Annotated in this window: 14 protein-coding genes and 4 tRNA genes; 5 read left to right on the top strand and 13 right to left on the bottom strand. The window is 60.7% G+C overall.

The features are described 5' to 3' along the window. The first annotated feature begins 1 nt into the window (after position 1). Positions 2 to 1,324, top strand: coding sequence for an ABC transporter substrate-binding protein (locus ACOYO3_RS02140; protein WP_002518033.1), 1,323 nt, complete (start codon positions 2 to 4; stop codon positions 1,322 to 1,324). Positions 1,325 to 1,512: 188 nt separating this feature from the next. Here the strand turns inward: ACOYO3_RS02140 and ACOYO3_RS02135 are convergent. After that, positions 1,513 to 1,586, bottom strand: a tRNA-Lys gene (locus tag ACOYO3_RS02135). Positions 1,587 to 2,046: 460 nt separating this feature from the next. On the opposite strand from ACOYO3_RS02135, the gene ACOYO3_RS02130 reads away from it, so the two are divergent. From ACOYO3_RS02130 to ACOYO3_RS02115, 4 genes are all read left to right on the top strand, one after another. Further along, entirely contained in the window at positions 2,047 to 3,213 is a 1,167-nt protein-coding gene (locus ACOYO3_RS02130) for an SH3 domain-containing protein (RefSeq protein WP_002515365.1), read from the top strand. A gap of 185 nt (positions 3,214 to 3,398) precedes the next feature. Beyond that, positions 3,399 to 3,471, top strand: a tRNA-Glu gene (locus ACOYO3_RS02125). 413 nt (positions 3,472 to 3,884) lie between these two features. Then, a tRNA-Asp gene (locus ACOYO3_RS02120) sits at positions 3,885 to 3,958 on the top strand. A 61-nt stretch (positions 3,959 to 4,019) separates the two neighbouring features. Next, a tRNA-Phe gene (locus ACOYO3_RS02115) sits at positions 4,020 to 4,093 on the top strand. A gap of 40 nt (positions 4,094 to 4,133) precedes the next feature. On the opposite strand, the gene ACOYO3_RS02110 is transcribed toward ACOYO3_RS02115, so the two are convergent. The 12 genes from ACOYO3_RS02110 to ACOYO3_RS02055 form a co-directional block, all read right to left on the bottom strand. Continuing rightward, positions 4,134 to 5,060, bottom strand: a complete 927-nt coding sequence (locus ACOYO3_RS02110) for a carbohydrate ABC transporter permease (RefSeq protein WP_002515368.1) — start codon at positions 5,058 to 5,060, stop codon at positions 4,134 to 4,136. After that, the gene (locus tag ACOYO3_RS02105) at positions 5,060 to 5,956 is read right to left on the bottom strand and encodes a carbohydrate ABC transporter permease (RefSeq protein ID WP_002518038.1); all 897 of its coding nucleotides are present in this window, start codon (positions 5,954 to 5,956) and stop codon (positions 5,060 to 5,062) included. The genes ACOYO3_RS02110 and ACOYO3_RS02105 overlap by 1 nt, the downstream gene beginning before the upstream one ends. A 128-nt stretch (positions 5,957 to 6,084) precedes the next feature. Beyond that, positions 6,085 to 7,392, bottom strand: coding sequence for an ABC transporter substrate-binding protein (locus tag ACOYO3_RS02100; protein WP_427305725.1), 1,308 nt, complete (start codon positions 7,390 to 7,392; stop codon positions 6,085 to 6,087). Between the two features lie 148 nt (positions 7,393 to 7,540). Beyond that, the gene (locus ACOYO3_RS02095; RefSeq protein WP_002515422.1) at positions 7,541 to 8,497 is read right to left on the bottom strand and encodes an alpha/beta hydrolase; all 957 of its coding nucleotides are present in this window, start codon (positions 8,495 to 8,497) and stop codon (positions 7,541 to 7,543) included. 15 nt (positions 8,498 to 8,512) lie between these two features. Then, positions 8,513 to 8,716 (bottom strand): DUF3073 domain-containing protein, encoded by a 204-nt coding sequence (locus ACOYO3_RS02090; RefSeq protein ID WP_008597657.1) that lies wholly within the window; start codon positions 8,714 to 8,716, stop codon positions 8,513 to 8,515. A 135-nt stretch (positions 8,717 to 8,851) separates the two neighbouring features. Further along, positions 8,852 to 9,919: a phosphoribosylformylglycinamidine cyclo-ligase gene (purM, locus tag ACOYO3_RS02085; protein WP_002515370.1), complete on the bottom strand. Its 1,068-nt coding sequence runs from the start codon at positions 9,917 to 9,919 to the stop codon at positions 8,852 to 8,854. Continuing rightward, positions 9,916 to 11,403 carry an amidophosphoribosyltransferase gene (gene purF, locus ACOYO3_RS02080; RefSeq protein ID WP_002515373.1) on the bottom strand — a complete coding sequence of 496 codons (1,488 nt, stop codon included), beginning with the start codon at positions 11,401 to 11,403 and terminating at the stop codon, positions 9,916 to 9,918. Before purF ends, purM begins: the two co-directional genes overlap by 4 nt. A 94-nt stretch (positions 11,404 to 11,497) precedes the next feature. Then, positions 11,498 to 12,742, bottom strand: a complete 1,245-nt coding sequence (locus ACOYO3_RS02075; protein WP_002515432.1) for an MFS transporter — start codon at positions 12,740 to 12,742, stop codon at positions 11,498 to 11,500. A 184-nt stretch (positions 12,743 to 12,926) separates the two neighbouring features. Beyond that, the gene (locus tag ACOYO3_RS02070; protein WP_002524486.1) at positions 12,927 to 14,270 is read right to left on the bottom strand and encodes a dipeptidase; all 1,344 of its coding nucleotides are present in this window, start codon (positions 14,268 to 14,270) and stop codon (positions 12,927 to 12,929) included. Positions 14,271 to 14,411: 141 nt separating this feature from the next. Continuing rightward, positions 14,412 to 15,179 (bottom strand): slipin family protein, encoded by a 768-nt coding sequence (locus ACOYO3_RS02065; RefSeq protein ID WP_002518008.1) that lies wholly within the window; start codon positions 15,177 to 15,179, stop codon positions 14,412 to 14,414. Further along, entirely contained in the window at positions 15,176 to 15,973 is a 798-nt protein-coding gene (locus ACOYO3_RS02060) for a hypothetical protein (RefSeq protein WP_002518035.1), read from the bottom strand. Before ACOYO3_RS02060 ends, ACOYO3_RS02065 begins: the two co-directional genes overlap by 4 nt. Next, the gene (locus ACOYO3_RS02055; RefSeq protein WP_002518011.1) at positions 15,970 to 18,303 is read right to left on the bottom strand and encodes a nitric-oxide reductase large subunit; all 2,334 of its coding nucleotides are present in this window, start codon (positions 18,301 to 18,303) and stop codon (positions 15,970 to 15,972) included. The genes ACOYO3_RS02060 and ACOYO3_RS02055 overlap by 4 nt, the downstream gene beginning before the upstream one ends. Positions 18,304 to 18,369 lie beyond the last annotated feature (66 nt).

Here is an 18,369-nt window from a genome sequence, read left to right as displayed (position 1 = left end):
CATGGCAAACTTGCACAGTTTCAGTCGCCGTGGACTGTTGCTCGGAGGCGGTGTCGCTATGACGACCATGGCTCTAGCAGCATGTGGCGAATCCAAGAGTGCATCCAGCAGCAGTACGAGCAGCGGCGCCTCGGACGCGAAGGTTTCGTTGACCTTTTGGGGGTGGGCCCCCGGATACAAGGAGGCCGTCGAGCTGTGGAATAAGAAAAACCCGAACACTCAGGTCACGTGGATCGCCACCGAAGCCAGTCGCAAGATTTACCCGAAGATGCTCACGGCGGTCAAAGCCAACAACGCTCCCGACCTCGCTCAGGTAGGTTACGAGGCGCTGCCCTCCTTTGTGATCCAAGATGCGGTTCAAGACATCAAGGAATGGGCTGGTGACGTCGACAAGAATTTCACCGCAGCTGGTGCTAAGTCCGTCAATCTCGGCGGTGCCGTCTACGGAATCCCAGTGGATACTGCGCCAATGGCCATGATCTACAACAAAGCCTTATTGGACTCGTTGAAAATCAAGGCGCCCAAGACCTGGGACGAGTTCGCCAGCGCAGCTCGGGCTGTCAAGAAAGCCGACCCGAAGGCCTCGTTGACCTACTTCAGCTCCGACCCGAACTTCCTGGCTGGTTTGGTCCGGCAAGCAGGCGGACGCTGGTACGACGTCACTGATTCCACCGTAAAGGTCATCATGACTCAGGACGCCGCCTCGAGGAAGGTGGCTGACTTCTGGCAAAAACTCATCAACGAAGGCAGCATTCCCGTCCACGAGGGCTACACCCCGCAGGTGTACAAACAGATGAATGAGGACACCCTTATTTCGGAACTCTACGGCATCTGGGACACTGCACTCATCGCCCAGAACGTGCCCAAGGGGAAAGGCAAGTGGGCCGTTGCTCCGCTGCCAGAATGGCCGGACCGTCCCGGTGGAGCCGACATGGGAGGGTCAGCCACAGTGGTGCTCAAGGGTTCAAAGAACGCAGAAGCGGCCGCTAGGTTCGCCACGTGGATGAGCACTGACCCGCAGGCCGTGTCGATCTTGATTTCGAAGGGTGGCCTGTGGCCGGCCTCAACCACGGGGCTGGCGAATAAGGCCCTGCAGAAACCTGACGCCTTCTACAGCAACGACAAGGTTTTCGTCCCCTTCATCGACGTGGCGAAGAACCTCAAATACGACTGGGTTTGGGGACCCACCCAGGTTCAAGCTGGGCAAGACATGGAGAACAACTTGGTCAAGGTCTCAAAGTCGTACCCCATTACCAAGGCACTGGCTGACACCCAGGAGTCAACCTTGGCCAAGCTGAAGAAGCAGGGCATCAAGGTCGGCTGACGCTCGACGACACCTGACCGACTGCAGTCGGGAACCGAATCACCAGTGCGGATGAATCCACACTGGTGATAGGTACGTTACGCGAGAATGTCATCGAAGAACGCAGCGTGCACTTCATCACCTCGATGACAGGTCCGCTGCTGTCGGACGCCAGGAATGCCGTCCACCTTCCCTGCCAGTGCAAGCTGTGCCCCCACTGGGACTCGAACCCAGGACCCGCGGATTAAAAGTCCGCTGCTCTAACCATCTGAGCTACGGGGGCTCCCCTAGTGTAGCGATGCTTCCTTCATCATGCGAAGCGACCCGGGTATTCGGCGGCCGATTCTCGGTCCTTTGCCGCAACGCGTGTCGATACCTACTCCTAAACATCAACCTGTACTTCAGAGTTGGCATGAACTTTTTAGACTCGCCGCGGCAATGGCAACGCCCAGGACGATCACCTTCATGGCGTCCGGTATAACCCCTAGTCAAAGCCGATTAGGAGACCCTCAGCGTCGCCAGCGAACCCCAAATAACATCTTTGAGATTCTCAGCCATTTCTCGGCGTGTCGACTTGCAGGCGACGAAAAAACTCTTCGGAGCAAGTAGACGAAACCCGTTTTGACAACTTGAATTGCCCTTGTCACGCGAGGTGTTCCTGGTTGGGTCGGTGGACGGATCCGGGGAAGAGCCAGGAGTGCCCCATAGGGAGGCGGGTCCACACGCCGGAAGGAGTCAGTTCCATGGGTGTTGTGCGCCCGCTCCGGGCCGGGGTCGCAACCCTGGCCACCGCTGGTCTCGCCATCGGCGGCAGTCAATTCTTTGCCCCCCCAGCCCAAGCCACCAACAGTTCAGTAAAGGCCCGAGTGTCCGCTCGCACCGCCGTTAACATCAGGGCCCAGGCGGGCATACACGGAAAGATCGTAGGCGTACTCGAGAGGGGCCAGCAGCTCAATCAGACCGGCGTCCCCGTCAATGGCTGGGTCCCGGTCGCCTACCGTGGCCACACTGCCTTCATCGACCACCACTACCTGTCGTCAGTCGCCTGGCGCCCATCTCCCTCCAGCCCCTCCGCCTCCAGCTCTCCAGTCGGAATTGCCCAGGCAACCACGTACGTCTATGTTCGCGCTGGGCACTCTATGCAGGCCGCCAAGGTGGGTGTGCTCTCCCCCGGTGAGAAAGTCGGCGTAACCGGACGCTCCGCACAGGGCTTTAGCGAAGTTGTCTACAACGGCGTTCACCGGTGGGTTGGTTCCCGCTATCTGAGCCCCACCGCCGCCAAGCCCTCCCCGAAACCGGCGCCGGCTCCCAAGCCATCCAAGACCGTCTACACGACAGCTAACCTCAACCTACGAAACGGCGCCTCCATGAGCGCTGCGGTGTACACCTCAGTCTCACGTGGCACCGCCCTGGCAACCACCGGGCGGACTACCTCCGGATGGACCCAGATCACCCATCGGGGACGCACCTTGTGGGCCTCCAGCAAGTACCTCACCACTACTACTCCGCCCACACCGGCACCCAGGCCCGCCCCCGATCCCTCGGTGTCGCCTCGTGGCGCTCGGGCCGCCATTGTCAACTACGCCACGGCTCAAGTGGGCAAAGCCTACATTTGGGGAGGCGAGGGCCCCGACGGCTTCGACTGCTCGGGCCTAGTGTTGAAGGCCTACCAGCAGGCGGGAATTAACCTGCCCCATTACTCGGGGTCACAAATCGAGCGCGGTCATCGCATTTCCCTAGACCAAATTCAGCCCGGGGATCTTTTCGCCGCCTCGGGTGGCGGTCACGTCGGCATTTACGTCGGCAACGGGTACATGGTGGAGGCAGCCAATCCTCGTGCCGGGGTGCGTCTGAGCCCCATCCGTTCCTCGATGTACCCAGTTCGCATCAATTCAAACCTCCTCAACTGAACCAGCGTGACGCCGGCAATCCCTATCGGTTGCCGGCGTCTGCGGTGCCACCAAGGTAGGCACGCTGGTAAGCGCTCGTCTGCCCAGAAGGCCAGCATCCGGTGGGGCAATTTCTCGCCAGTGATATGACCTGGCTATGATGGCCCAGTTCGACGGTTGCCATCGCATTGATATGCATCCGTTGAGTCCCGGTCGTCCAGAGGCCTAGGACACCGCCCTTTCAAGGCGGCAACGCGGGTTCGAATCCCGTCCGGGATACCCTCAAGGGTCCTGCATCGACATCGATGCAGGACCCTAGTTATGTCCGGCCAGGTTGGTTTGTCAGCCAACCCACCGTTTCACGCCTCAGATCCAAATCATGTCATCGGCACGCTTAGGCGAAAGGATGCGCGTCATACCCGCCAGCGGCCCGCCCAACCATGGCGACCTTCAGTTGATCCGTCCTGCTCATCTCTCTTAGCACAGCAGCAGACACACTAGGTGGGCGCCCAAAACTTCTAGTTCGCTTACAGCGAACCCGGCATCCCTGCAAGATAGCCCCACTAGGCCATGCAAATACCCTAGTCACAGCTGTTTTAACCCGGCATCCAGAGGTCGATTTCCCTTCAGGGTTACATCCTTGCTATATTTTTCGAGCTGCCTGAGGCAGTGGTCGGGCTCACAAGAGTCAAGGCCCCGTAGCGCAGTTGGTTAGCGCGCCGCCCTGTCACGGCGGAGGTCGTGGGTTCAAGTCCCATCGGGGTCGCTGAAGCGGTGATGAGTTCATCACCGCTTTCGTGTTCATGCGGCCTTTGCGTGGGCACGATGGCCGGGTAGCTCAGTTGGTAGTAGCGTTCGCCTGAAAAGTGAAAGGTCACCGGTTCGACCCCGGTCCCGGCCACCTTGCAAATGACGAGGTCGCGTCAGCGCCTTTCCTAACCTCATTTGACCGAACCGCTCATGAGGCCAGAGACGAAGTACTTACCCAGGGCGATGTACACCACAACGGTCGGCAAACAGGCAATGAGCACACCAGCCATGATCTGCGGATAATTCGGGTTCTGTCCGGAAGCCAACGCATTGAGGCCGAAGGTGACCGGCCCGTTGTTCTGGTTAGTCAGGAACAGCGCAAAGAGGAAGTCGTTCCAGGCACTGGTGAACTGCCAAATGAGCGTCACGACGAAGCCTGGAATGGACACCGGTAGGACGATCTTGGTGTACGTCGAGATCATGGCAGCGCCGTCCACTCTGGAGGCCTCGACTATTTCCGAGGGCACTGCGGTCGCATAGTAGTTGCGGAAGATCAGAGTGCAAATGGGGATGCCATACACGACGTGGCACAGCACTAGGGTCGGGATCCCGGCGAACCACGGAGCTCCCTGCTGAATGTCTAACATCATGCCTGACAGCGGAATCATGATGGCCTGGTAGGGAATGAACATCCCGAACAGGAACAGCACAAAGATCACATGGGATCCAGGGAACTTCCACTTCGCGAAGACATAGCCGTTGAGGGATCCCAGAATGGCAGAGATGATGGCGGCCAGTACGGCCATCACGAGAGAACGTCCTAGAGCTGGCGCCAGGGCGCCCCAGGCGGCCTGCCAGCCTCCAACTGACCACACCCTAGGGAATTTCCACGCCGTCGTTTGGTCGTAGACAGACGGCGTCTTGAAGCTCGTCACGAGCAAGGCATAGGCAGGGGTCAGCACCAGCACGGCGAAAATCACCAGCAGCACATAGCGCACGGCGCTCATAGTCTGCTGGGCCGCCGTGCGACGCCGGCGACGTTGAGGGGCGTCAGCCAGGGTCCCACCGGGAACAGTAGCGTCACCACGTACCTCATCCGGAAGCGCTGTACTAGTCATCAGCGTCCTTGTCTCTCGGTGCGATTGGTGTACACGAGGTACGGGACGACGACAACGGCCACAATGACCAGCAGGATCGTCGCGTTGACGGCACCCGCCGTCGGGTTATTGAGCTGGAACATTTGAGTCCACATCAACGTGGCCGGGACCTCTGCGGTGTAGGAACTCTGCCCGGCAATTGCGTAGATAAGGTCGAACATTTTCATCGACATATGGCCAACGATGATGAGAGCGCTCAGAGCGATCGGCGAGAGCTGCGGGAAGAGAACGTTCCAGTAGAGCTTGAACTCGGACGCACCGTCGACCCGAGCTGCCTCACGCTGGTCTTCGGAAATACCGCGGAAACCGGCCAGGAAGAGAGCCATGATATAGCCGGACAATTGCCAGATAGCTGGGATGGCCATAGCCGCCATATTGAATTTACCCGACGAATACCAGGATGACTGCAGCCCGGACATTCCCATATGAACAAAAAGCTGGTTGAGACCGGCGGCCTGACCATCCTTAGCAGGAGACAGGAGCCACCGCCAGATGACACCAGCAGCCACGAAAGAGACTGCCATCGGGAATAGTAATATCGACCGGAAGAATCCCTCGCCGCTAACACCTTTCTCCAGTAGGAGAGCCCACAACAGGCCAAAGACCATGGTTCCAGCGACGAACACCACGGTCAGCACCAGCAAGTTCCACATGGCGTGCTGATACCGGCCATCGGCTAATAACTGTGAGTAGTTAGCCCAGCCACCGGGAGCCTTAACTCGCCCCGATTTCGTCTTTACCCGCGCCAACGATGCGAAGACCGTCTTACCGATAAACCCATAGACAAAGACGCCAACGAGAATGATCGACGGCAGCACGAGGAGAAAGCTCGGAAGCCAGCGCCTCACTCTTTTCATGATGAAATCTCCTGATTTTTTGGGGGATGAAGAGCGCTATATAGCACCCCTCATGTGAGCGCAAACGCGCAACGTTAGATCAAGAACAGTTCCGGTATGGGGTCCGACCTGCGGACCCCATCCATGGCTCACTTGCCGTATTTGTCGTGTGCAGTCACCAGCGCGGAAGCCAGGTTGTCGGCGTTCTTGTCCTGGTAGAACTTGCTCATCGCAGTGTTGATCTCGGAGCTCCATGCCAGCGAGACAGCCGCACCGTGAGCGATCGACGAAACGATCGGCACCTCTTTGAAGTCCTTCATCGCGGTCTGCTGGTACGTGCTGAAACCGTCAGGCTTGACGTCGGTACGAGCCGGGATAGATCCCTTGATCTTGTTGAACGTCGACTGGGCGTCGGCCGAACCGACGAAGCGCAACCAATCCTTGGTTGCCTCGGGGTTCTTGGTGCCGGTGGGCAGGGTGAAGGAGTCAGCCAGGAAATCGTAGACGACCTCCTTGCCGGGCACCACGAAAGCGGTGTAGTCGGCGTTGTACTTCTTGCCCTTCATGTCGAACTCCGCAACGGCCCAGTCACCCATGACGTTGTAGGCAGCTTTGCCGGAAGCCACCATGTCAGTGGCAGCCGGCCAGTCGTCGCCGTCGGAAGCGGTATTGGTGAAGGTGAGGGCCTTCTTGTAGTCCTCGATGGCCGCCTTAGCCTCGGGGCTGTCCCATGTGCCATCGGGAGTGAAAAGCTTGTTGTAGCCGTCGGCGCCCATATCAGCAGCCAGAATCGACTCGAAAAGTTCGGTCTGAGTCCAGGTGCCACCGATCGACAACGGGGTGGCGACGCCAGACGCCTTAACCTTCTCCATATCAGCAATCCAGCCCTTGACGTCAGTCGGAGTCTTGGTGACGCCGGCCTTCTTGAGGAGGGCGGAATTAGCCCACACCACATTGGCGCGGTGGATGTCGACCGGCACCGAATAGATGTGGCCATCGACAGTGAGACGGTCAGCTAGGGTCTTTGGGAAAACCGACTCGCCACCGAGTTCCTTGATAATTCCATCAACGGGCTCGATCTGCTCATTGTCGATATAGTCGGTCAGTTCAGCGCCAGCGTGACCTTGGAAGGAACTCGGAGGGTTGCCGTTCTTAAGATCGGAAGCCAGCTTGGCCTTAGCGTTAGACCCAGATCCACCAGCAACGGCAAGGTTTTTAAACCTATCGTGCGGGTACTTTTTGGCGAACATCTTCTCGAGAGCCTGCAAGCCCCTCGCCTCGGAGCCGTCGGCCCACCAGGTAAACACACCAACCTCGCCGCCGGCGCCGCCTGCCTTGGGAGTCGACGAGGACGTCGTCGACCCTTGACTCGCATCCTCGTCGGTCGTCGTGGAACTGCAGCCAGCCAGGACGAGCATCGATGCCGTCGCCAAGGCTGCGATCTTCTTCGCGTACATTCCAAACCTCCGTGTGGTTCGGTCAGATCGCCGTCTCCCGGCGCCGATGCCGCAGAGTCGATCTGTACCTGCTGGGCGACGGTGCCCAGCACAGGAAGTGTGTCATAAAAATGTTAACGACGTCCAAAAACGTGTCAGATGTGAGTTATTACGCTAAATAGGCGTCAACCCAGCGCTCCATTTCAGCGAAAACACCAGCCCGCACCGACGGAGCAGAGAGCACCACATCATGGAGTCCACCCCGGACACGGACCAAGGTGAGATGGCGACCAAGGTTAACTGCTGCGCGCGCCAACCGATCGACGTCGAGAACGGTATCAGCGGTCTTCATCGACGGCTTCCACGTCGCCGAAAGGTCGCTGCGAGCAGAAATGAGCACCAACAGCGGGACGTCAATGTGCAGCCCCTGAGCCACCTTCTGATGACCATCGAGGATAGCTGCCAACCACCCGGCGCGAGTGACGAAAGGAGCCCATGACGGATCCTTGACCTCCGGGACGTCCCATTCCCCGCCAAACTCACGACGGATTGAGTGACCAAAATTGTCCCGGGACGGGATAGGCAGCACAGTCGTCGGTTCTGCGACGCGGACTGATCGTGCCACCGGCCCAGCTAGAGCTCGGGTAAGGAACGACCCCTGAAGGTCGATCCACGGTGAGTTGAGAATAACCCCGTCAACCCATCCCGGATGACGCGACACCCACAACGGGACAATAAGCCCCCCTGTGGAGTGACCCATGATCGTCACCGAGTCGTGATCGGCCCGCAGCAATGACACCGCAGCGTCAATTTCCTCATCGTATTCGGCCAAGTCACGAACCCAGCCAGCCATCTGACCGGGAACAAGATTTCGCCCGTACCGACGCAGATCGAGCCCGAGGAAGTCATACCCCCAGCTCTCCACCACCTCAGCTAGATGAGCTTGGTAAAAGCAGTCCGACCAGCCGTGGACGTAGAGCATGGCACGGCCATGACGCGGCTCACCACGACGCACCACACTCGCAGTTAGAAGCCCGTCGGGATCCCCCACAGCCTTAGCTGCATGCGGGAGCCCGATCCGAGCGTATTCAAACCCGTCGAGTAAGGGGTCGTTCAGCCACCTCATGGCCGCATTACCGGCTCAGTCCTCCTCGCCGTAGTGGGCGTACTTCTCAGCCAAATCTGCGTACTCATCCGACAAGCCGTCCTCGTCATGAGGATCCTCCTGCTGACGGCTCTCGCCTCTCAGCTCTCGCTCCAGTGACTCGAGATCCATGTTCACCGAGCGATACTTCAAATCGCGGGCAACCTTGGTCTGTTTCGCCTTTGCACGGCCGCGCCCCATGTGGGTCGACCCCCTCGCTTCATCAATAGCGGCATTGCCGCCCAAAATCATCAACTATCGTGGTGCACAGGCTACCCGAGCGATGACCCACGTACCAAAGTGGGCCACCGCAAATTGTGTTTCCAGGCGAACGGCCTAGCAGCAAGGATGGCTCGAAACCAGCACCGCCCCCAGCTCATTCGTCGCGTCACGATGGGAAACATGACCGCACTGCCAAGCGGAAAGACCACGCTCGGCAAGCAGATCGATAGCTGCAGAGATGTTCGCGTCTGGCATGACGACGACCATCCCGACTCCCATATTGAGGGTCGCTTCGATGTCAGGCTGTGAGACGTTGCCCACCTGCTGGACGAGGTTGAAGATCGGCGCTGGTGTCCACGTGGACCGGTCGACCGTAGCAACGAGATCATCAGGCAGGACACGGGCCAGGTTGTTAGCTAATCCCCCGCCGGTGACGTGACTCATAGCGTGCACCTCGATCTGGCGGATAAGGGCCAGCAGATCAGCTGCATAAACCGTCGTCGGCTCCAACAGCTCTTCGCCAAGGGTGCGACCCAACTCATCGACATGACGGTTCAAAGCCCAACCAGCGTCAGCCAGCAGCACCTTACGGACCAGTGAGTAACCGTTCGAGTGCAGCCCCGAGGAAGCCACCGCCAACAAAGCGTCGCCCTCCTGCACGCGCTGCGGGCCAAGAATGTCGTCATACTCGACGGCGCCCGTAGTAGCGCCTGCGACGTCGTACTCGTCGTCGGTTAGCAGACCCGGATGCTCAGCTGTCTCGCCGCCCAACAGGGAACAGCCGGCTTGAGTACACGCTGCGGCGATGCCCTTGACAACAGCGGCAATCCGGTCGGGGTCGACGTGGCCGCATGCAATGTAGTCGGTGACGAACCACGGCTCAGCACCCACCACGACGAGATCGTCGACGAGCATGCCGACGAGGTCAAAACCAATGGTGTCGTGAATGTCCATGGCCTGGGCAATGGCCACCTTGGTGCCAACCCCATCAGTCGAGGTAGCCAGCACCGGGTGACGGTACTGGCCCAGGACGGAAGCGTCGAAAAAGCCAGCGAAGCCGCCCAAGCCGCCAAGGACCTCTGGACGACGGGTGGCGGCCACGTGGGCCTTCATCAGGTCAACGGCGCGCTCACCAGCCTCAATGTCGACTCCGGCACGGGCGTAGGCGGACTCGTTGCTCACTGCTGCTCCTGGTTCGGGTTGGTGTGGGTGGCGTCGGCTAGCACGGCTCGCGCCGAGACAGGCACCGGTACGGGATAAACGCCGTCAAAACAAGCCCGGCAGAGGTTATCGGCGTCAACGTGGGTGGCACGGACGAGGCCGTCAAGGCTGACGTAGCCAAGCGAGTCAGCGCCGATAGATCGGCAGATGTCCTCGACGTCAAGACCCGGGGCGATGAGCTGAGCGCGAGTAGCGAAGTCAATGCCGTAGAAGCACGGCCACTGCACCGGCGGAGAAGAGATGCGCACGTGCACCTCGGCCGCACCAGCCTCACGCAACATTCGGACCAGCTGACGCTGGGTATTGCCGCGCACGATGGAGTCATCGACGACGACGATGCGTCGTCCCTCAATGACGTCACGCAACGGGTTGAGCTTGAGCCGAATACCCAAGTTGCGCAGGGTTTGAGAGGGCTGGATGAAAGTCCGGCCCACGTAGGAGTTCTTGACAAGGCCCATGCCGTAGGGGATGCCGGACTCGTCGGCATAGCCGATAGCAGCCGGGGTGCCAGACTCTGGCACCGGGATGACGAGGTCGGCGTCGGCAGGGTGTTCCTGGGCCAGGATCTTGCCGACTTTGACGCGAACGTTGTGGATACGTCGTCCAGCAATAACGGTGTCAGGGCGAGCCAGGTAAACGTATTCGAAGACGCACCCCTTGGGCCGGGCCGCAGCGAAACGGCTGGTGCGCAACCCAGCCGCGTCAATGGCGACCATCTCGCCGGGCTCGATCTCGCGAACGAAAGTACCACCGACGATGTCGATAGCCGCAGTTTCGGAGGCGACCACCCAACCACTAGATAGGCGCCCCAGCACCAACGGTCGGATGCCCTGCGGATCACGAGCAGCGCACAAAGTGTGGTCGTCCATGAAAACGAGACTGAAGGCACCCTGAAGGTGGGGCAGGACCTGGGCGGCGACTTCCTCAAGAGTGCCGTCATAGGTCGTCATGAGGGCTGTTACCAGCGAGGTGTCGTTGCTGGAGTCCATCCGGTCTTTGTGGGGAACCTCGGTATCCGGGGCACGCTCAGCGATGAGGGCTTCGAGGGCGCCGGTGTTGGTGAGGTTGCCGTTATGGGCCAGAGCTAGCCCGTCACCACCTTGACGCGACCTGAACGTCGGCTGGGCGTTGTCCCAGATACTCGCACCAGTCGTCGAATACCGGGTGTGCCCGACGGCCATATGTCCCTGGAGGGAATTGAGGGTGGCCTCGTCAAAGACCTGGGACACCAACCCCATGTCTTTAAAGACCATCATGTGGCGACCGTCTGACACCGCCATGCCAGCTGATTCCTGGCCACGGTGTTGCAGGGCATACATGCCGAAGTAGGTGAGTTTAGAAACCTCCTCACCGGGGGCATAGATCCCGATGACGCCACAGGCGTCTTGGGGCCCGTGGTCCTGGGGGTTGAGGTCTGCGGTAAGCCTTCCGTCTGCGCGCGCCACATCAACACGCTATCGCACACCGAGGCAACTCACCGTGAATTGTGCGTCGGAGCGTCGGCGTCACCACACCCGTTCTCGACGGCGACAAGCGAGTTCAGTGTGTCGGGGCTACCCTCGATGCCGCCGGTAGGGCCAACAAGGTCGCCGCCACACCGACGCCCCACGTCACCGCATAGGCCGGAGTTGCACCACCCCAGTCAGCCAGCCGCCCGGCCAGGGTCGTCCCGAAGGCATACCCAAGGCTGTTCATAGCCGCTAGCAGAGTCATAACGGTGCCAATCCGTCCAGCCGAGGCCGACCTCTCCGCCACACTGAACAGGGTGATCATGTACGGGGCCGCCGCCATACCAAGGATGATGAGGATCGGCACCAACGGCCCAAGGCGATCGACCAGCAGCAAGGGGGCTGCAAAAAGGGCCAATCCGGCAGCGAAAAGACGCCACCTGGCCGGCAGGTCCAGACGATGAGCCAACCGTGGCAGAGCCAGCCCAGCAGCAGCGCTACCCACTGAAAGCAAGGCGTGGAACAGCCCTGCCAGGCCTGGACGTCCGGCGTCGGTGGCGAGGCTGGTCGTGCCGGTCTGCACAGACCCAAACACCATGCCCATAAAGATCATGCCAACGCAGGTGGCCGCGACACCTGAGGTGAATAGCGGGCCGGGGCCACCACGATCTGACCGTGCCGGGGCCCCGGCACGAATCGTTCTGCCCGGATGAACCTCAACGAGTTTCGACGTCGGGTCCAGGGCAAACCAACTCCCCAACACCACCAGCATGGCGCCGGCGACGATAAGCCCCGGAACGGGACCGGCCAGCACAGCGAGAGCGCCGACCGCGGCCGGGCCGAGAGCGAAGGAGGCTTCGTCAATGGCACCTTCCCAAGCAAAAGACGTTTCGAGGATCCCCGCCTCCATGGTGGGATTTGCCGCACCCATGGCGCGCCAACGAACTCTCGCCATCGTGCCAATCTGCGGAAGGAAAAACCCCGCTAAACCACCCATCACGGCCACTACCGGCCATGCGGCACCCATGACTGCAGCCAGTCCCTCAGCGATCAGGGCTGTGCCACCGACCAGAGACTGCGCAAGCAGCACGACACGCTGACCGTGACGGTCCGTCAGAGCACCAAAAAACGGGGAACCAATAGCGATAGCCAAGGCGACCACGCCGGCAGCCAGACCACCGGGGCCCAGCCGCCCCGATACTTGCGGACTGGACACCAGCAGCAGGGTGCCCAACTGGCTCATAGCTAGGGGCAAACGAGCCAGAGCGGAGACGGCGACGAACGTCCCGCCAGGCAGCGAGAACAGGGTGCGGTAGCTCACGGAACTGGAGGGCATGAGGCGGACCTCTCAATGACAGGGACAACGTGCTGCCCGCGCCTGCCCACCCTTCTGACGCGAATCCCGGTGATCGTCACACAAACGGGGCAACTCCCCGCTGAACGTCCCAGGCCCTGCCTGCCGGCACAGCCGACGGCAGGGTTATCCTACGCGGGAACACCGTGCAGTGGAACTTCGCTCCTCATTCGGCGAGGCCAGCAAGCATGAGGGCCTCGGTGAGGATCGCCCGACGGAAATCACCCAGGTGCAGGGACTCGTCGATGCCGTGCATACGCGACTCCGGGTCAGTAACAGCAGTCACCAGGACGGTGGCCTCCGGGAAGGCGTGCTGCAAGTCAGTCACCAGCGGGATAGCGCCACCAGTGCCCATCTCGACCGGCTCCTGCCCCCATGCCAGCCTGAAGGCCTCCTTGGCGACCTCGGCCTTGTCACCGGTGAAGGGGACGACGCCCGGCTGTCCCAACTGACCACGGGTCACCTTGATATGAGCACCGAACTCGACGTGGGACTCCAGATGCTTGACGAGGGCCTCCATAGCCTCGCCGGCGTCTTGGCCGGGAGCGACACGCAGGCTGAGCTTGGCCCGAGCGCTGGCAGGAAGGATATTGATGGCGTCCTTGACCGGAGTGGCGTCAATAGCAATGACAGTCACCGACGGCTTGGTCCACATCTTCTCGACTGCACGTCCGCGCCCGACCCACTGAACACCGTCGAGGATGCCGGTCTCCGCACGCAAACGATCCTCCGGGTAATCCAGTTCAGGGCCCGCGAATCCCTGCAACCCGTCGACGGTGACCTCACCGGTCCCGTCGTGAAGGGTGGCGATAAGTCGACACAGGGTGGTCAAGGCATCGGGCACGATGCCGCCAAACTGGCCGGAATGCAAGGCGTGGTCGAGGGTGGAGACCTCGACGATGCAGTCGACGACGCCGCGCAGGGTGGTCGTCACGGAAGGGACGCCCTGCTCCCAGTTGACCGAATCGGCGACAACGATGACGTCGGCGGCCAGCTCGTCCTTGTGCTCGGCGATGATGACCTCCATAGAAGCCGAGCCGATCTCCTCCTCGCCCTCGACGAAGAGGGTGACGCCGACTGGGGGCTTGCCGTCGAAGGCACGAATGGCGGCCAGATGGGCGGCGACGCCACCTTTGTCGTCGGCGGTGCCACGACCATAGAGACGCTCACCTTTGGCGGTGGCGACGAAGGGTTCAGTATGCCACTCATCAAGGTTGCCGGTGGGTTGGACGTCACCGTGGGAGTACAGCAGGACAGTGGGCATACCCTCAGGCGCCGGCCAGTGGGCGATGACAGCGGGAAGGCCGTCGTTCTCCGTGACGACGGTGACGTCGGCGGCACCGGCCTCCTTGGCAGCGGCGGCAACGAACTCGGCTCCGGACCTCACGCCGTCGGGCCGCTGGGAACTAACCGACCGGACTGCCACGTGGCGGGTGAGTTGCTCAACGGCATCGTCGAAACCAGAATCAACCTTGGCAGACAGGTCCTTGAAAGTATGAGAAAGATCCATGATCAAAGTGTAGGGCCGTCTCCGCGCCTCATCGTCGGATTATGAGGCGGTTACATACCCGACTGCTCCATACCTCAAGCAAACAGGAACCACGCGGACGCGGGTAGGACCCGACCGTCCCGAAGTCCAGACCCCCATCGGTCAATTCCCGTGATCTTTGCGAAGGAAGGGGGCGAGGATATCCATGGGCAATGGGAACACGACCGTCGAGTTCTGATCGGCTCCCAGCTCAAGAAGCGTCTGCAAATACCGCAACTGCAGGGAGGCCGGGCTCTTCGAGAGTTCGTCGGCCGCCTGCCGCAACTCGCCGGACGCCTGCATCTCGCCGCGTGCGTTGATGACTTTCGCCCGCCGCTCCCGCTCCGCCTCCGCCTCACGGGCCATGGCCCGCTGCATCGCCTCCGGAATCTCCACGTCCTTAATCTCCACGACGGACACATCGACACCCCACGGGTGCGTCTGCACCTCGATGATCTCACGGAGGTCCGTGTTGAGTTCCTCCCGGTGGGCGAGGAGGGTGTCGAGATCCGCCCGGCCTAGGACACTTCGCAACGTCGTCTGAGCGATCTGGCTCGTCGCGATCGCGTAATTCTCCACATTCATGACAGCATCCATGGGGTCCGTCACGTTGAATAGGACGACGGCGTTGACACGAGCCGGCACGTTGTCACGGGTGATGATCTCCTGCGGCGGGATCGTCAGGGTTACGGTGCGTTGGTCGACTCTGTGCAGCTTGTCGAGGCCGGGGAAGATAAACACGAGCCCGGAACCGTGCAGCCCGCGCAGTTTGCCGAGCCGGAAAACGACGCCGCGCTCATATTCGGGGATGATCTTGAAGCTCGATATCAGGAACCCGATGACGAGGATGACGAGCGCGATCGTGGTGAAGGTCCATTCGAGATCACTCATGTTCTGCTCCTGTCGGCATCGACGTCGTCCGCACCTCGGTAGTACCTGCCCCGGTCATACGTGCCCCGCACCTCGGCCTCGACCGCAGCCGCCTGCTCGACCGAGCGGTACCGCGTCCGTCCGGACCTCCAACGGGACCCGTACCTGGCAATAAGACGGTCGGCCTCGTCACCGGCTCGGTCTGTCGTCGCCTGCCCATGAACGCCGAGCACGCGGACACGACCGTCGTCGTGCGCCGTCCCGGTATCCGGCACTGACGTCTCCAGCGGCAACCCCTCTGGGATGTCCACTGGGCGCCGGCGTATGGATGCAGCGGTAGGAACGAGAGCCAGGCAGACGATAGCGATAGTCGCTATAAGAGTGACCACCTCCGCCACCGTCCGTGCCACGAAGAGCATGCCACCTGGCAAGGCCAGAGCAGCGACCATGACGCACACCGTCATACCACGATGGAACAGTCCGGCCTCGGAGTACGGCCACGGGTCGACGGGCATGGTTACCTCACGCACCGTCATCGTCGGCGAGCAAGTGTCCTTGACGGGGCATCGACCACAAATCTCGTGCTGACCGCGGTACCTGACGACCCGCTTCTGCGGATCGAAGCTCGCGGGCCACAGCCAGTGGTCCTCATGGCACTTCCATCCGTCCCGATCGTCGTGGTAGACGAAGTTCGTCGTCTTCCACTCCCGACTCATCCGGGCGCTGTGGCGACCCAAGACATCAAGCAACCAGGCCACGGTAAGCAGAAAGAGGGAGTAGCAACAGGTGAGCACCACCTGGAGGGACGGGCTCACCTCGTCGCCTCCGGCAGCTCGGCGTGTCCTTGCTCGCCCGGGGCCTCCTCGATGAAGAGCCGCTCCACCGGCAGTTCATCGACGGTCCTCCCTTCCCGGTGGTGCATCAGTCCCTGGAATGTCATCCACAAGAACGGCAGCACCCCGCCGATGATGAAGACGAGGTCCCCCGGCATGCGGAGCCACTCGAGGACGACGTTGCGGTGCTCGGTGATGTAGTTGAGCTGTCGGGCCTCGAAATAGCCTGCGTCCACCGAGTGGTATAGCTGCAGGATGCCAAGCGGCAGCAGGGTGACGACGACCATCCAGGCGAGCCCGATGTTCGTGCACCAGAACGAGATTTTCGCCAGCCTGTCGTTCCACGCAGGGATGAGGTACCTCAGCGCGAACATCGCCAAGGCCATGGCCATCATCCCGTAGACGCCCATCATCGCCCCGTGGGCATGGTTGGCGGTGAGGGCGGTGCCGATCTCGTAGTAGGACACGATCGGCAGGTTGATGAGGAATCCGAAGACACCAGCACCGACGAAGTTCCAGAACCCGACTGCAACGAGGAACATCACCGTCCAGCGATGCGGGAACGGCGTCGACGATCGCGACTCACGCCGGGCTCCAAGCTGCATGAATCCCCACGCCTCGACCGTGAGGAACGTCAATGGGATGACCTCCGCAGCCGAAAAGAAAGCGCCGATGGCCATGTGCGCGCTCGGGGTGCCCGAGAAGTACAGGTGGTGCATGGTGCCGAGCACCCCACCGGCCGAGTAGAGGATGACGTCCATGTAGATGACACCCAACGCCACCTTCTCGCGGACGACACCGAGCATGACGAAGATGTACGCCACCATGACGGTGGTGAAAAGCTCGAGGAAATCCTCGACCCAGAGATGGACCACCCAGAAACGCCAGAACTCAGCCACCGAGAGCTGAGTGTGCGTCCCGGCGAGGAGACCCACGGCGTAGAACATCGGGATCGATAGGGCCGAGAAGAAAAACACCCACGGCATATTGCCGAACGATTCGGCCCTCATCCGGGTATGCATAGCACGCCAGATAATGAACACCCACAGGAACATGCCAAGGGTGAGCAGGAGCTGGAACATCTTCGACAGGTCGATGTACTCCCACTGCTGGCCGAACACCGGACCTTTAGCCCACGAAACTCCGTAGACCGACAACGCCTCACTGGTAAGGGAACCGAATACGACGAAAGCTACTGCCCCGAGCAGCACGTAAGTCAGCACGTGTTGCCTCCTAGGCTCCTTACCCGAGACGAAGGGAGCCAGGAAGATGCCGCCGGCAAGGAAGGCTGCCGCCGTCCAGAACAACGCCAACTGAACATGCCAGGTTCGGGCAAGGTTATAGGGCAACCAGGCCGCCAAATCGAACCCAAAGAAACTCGAAATATCCGCCCGGTAATGCTCTGCCGCCGCACCAACAAGGGTCTGGAAAAGGAACAAAACAGCAATGACGAAGAAAAACCATGAGGTGGCGCGTTGCGACTTGGTAAGCCCAACCTGGCTGGGAGGGATGAAACTCAGTGACGGAGTCTCCGACTCGTGCCAACCGATGTTCTTGCTCCAGCGCCCATATATTGCGAACATGACTCCGGTACCGCCGATGAGGACGATAAGGGAAAGCACGGACCAGACAACCATGTCGGCCGTTGGACGGTTCGCCACAGTCGGGTCTGCCGGCCAGTTGTTTGTGTACGAATAGCTGTGGCCGGGCCGATCTGCGGCCGCTCCCCATGCGGTCCACGCGAAGAAGTCGGTCAAGTGCCTAGCTTGTGCCGGGCCCTTGATGTCGTCGGCTAGCAGACCGAGGTTGTGCGAATTCCTCCCGAAATACGTCGTGTAGTAGGAAACGAGATGGTGGTATGCGGCGGTCTGCTGACGTGATAGGACGAGCACGCCGGTGCGGGAGTCGTAGCGGTTGGTACGCCAGTCCTTGATGTTGGCCTGGTGCGGTTGATTCTCTCTAGCTTTGATTCGAACATCCAGGGTCAACGTCGCGGCACGACGCAGATAGTCGGCGGTGAAGTCGGGGCCAAGGTACCCACCGTGGCCGACGATGGACCCATACTCCATGAGGCCTCGGTTATTGAAGGCTTCCTGCCCGGCAACGATGTCGTCATGAGTAAACAGCACCTCTCCGGTGGTGGAGACAACCTTGTCGGGTATGGGTATGGAGTCGTTATAGGTGTGATACGCGAGGATGCCCATCACCGTGAATCCCAGGATCATCACAAGGGCGATCCCTTGCACCCAGCCTTTGCTGACGACCATCGGTCGACGACGGGTATCCTCGGGTTTCTTGCCTTCATCGCCCATGGCATAAGCCTATCGTTTATTGACGATACAATCATCATAAATGATGAGCGTGTCCGCCCCCCTACC

This window comes from Cutibacterium sp. KBN10P07758 (assembly GCF_050286205.1).
GTDB classification, from domain to species: Bacteria; Actinomycetota; Actinomycetes; order Propionibacteriales; family Propionibacteriaceae; genus Cutibacterium; species Cutibacterium acnes.
The sequence above is the reverse complement of the archived record's forward strand: the minus strand, read 5'-3'. Positions and strand labels throughout refer to the sequence as shown.

Excerpts from the sequence above, each read along its gene's own strand:
- ACOYO3_RS02140 (WP_002518033.1), top strand. The coding sequence starts at position 2 with ATGGCAAACTTGCACAGTTTCAGTCGCCGTGGACTGTTGCTCGGAGGC.
- ACOYO3_RS02130 (WP_002515365.1), top strand. The coding sequence starts at position 2,047 with ATGGGTGTTGTGCGCCCGCTCCGGGCCGGGGTCGCAACCCTGGCCACC.
- ACOYO3_RS02110 (WP_002515368.1), bottom strand. The coding sequence starts at position 5,060 with ATGACTAGTACAGCGCTTCCGGATGAGGTACGTGGTGACGCTACTGTT.
- ACOYO3_RS02105 (WP_002518038.1), bottom strand. The coding sequence starts at position 5,956 with ATGAAAAGAGTGAGGCGCTGGCTTCCGAGCTTTCTCCTCGTGCTGCCG.
- ACOYO3_RS02100 (WP_427305725.1), bottom strand. The coding sequence starts at position 7,392 with ATGTACGCGAAGAAGATCGCAGCCTTGGCGACGGCATCGATGCTCGTC.
- ACOYO3_RS02095 (WP_002515422.1), bottom strand. The coding sequence starts at position 8,497 with ATGAGGTGGCTGAACGACCCCTTACTCGACGGGTTTGAATACGCTCGG.
- ACOYO3_RS02090 (WP_008597657.1), bottom strand. The coding sequence starts at position 8,716 with ATGGGGCGCGGCCGTGCAAAGGCGAAACAGACCAAGGTTGCCCGCGAT.
- ACOYO3_RS02075 (WP_002515432.1), bottom strand. The coding sequence starts at position 12,742 with ATGCCCTCCAGTTCCGTGAGCTACCGCACCCTGTTCTCGCTGCCTGGC.
- ACOYO3_RS02070 (WP_002524486.1), bottom strand. The coding sequence starts at position 14,270 with ATGGATCTTTCTCATACTTTCAAGGACCTGTCTGCCAAGGTTGATTCT.
- ACOYO3_RS02065 (WP_002518008.1), bottom strand. The coding sequence starts at position 15,179 with ATGAGTGATCTCGAATGGACCTTCACCACGATCGCGCTCGTCATCCTC.
- ACOYO3_RS02055 (WP_002518011.1), bottom strand. The coding sequence starts at position 18,303 with ATGGGCGATGAAGGCAAGAAACCCGAGGATACCCGTCGTCGACCGATG.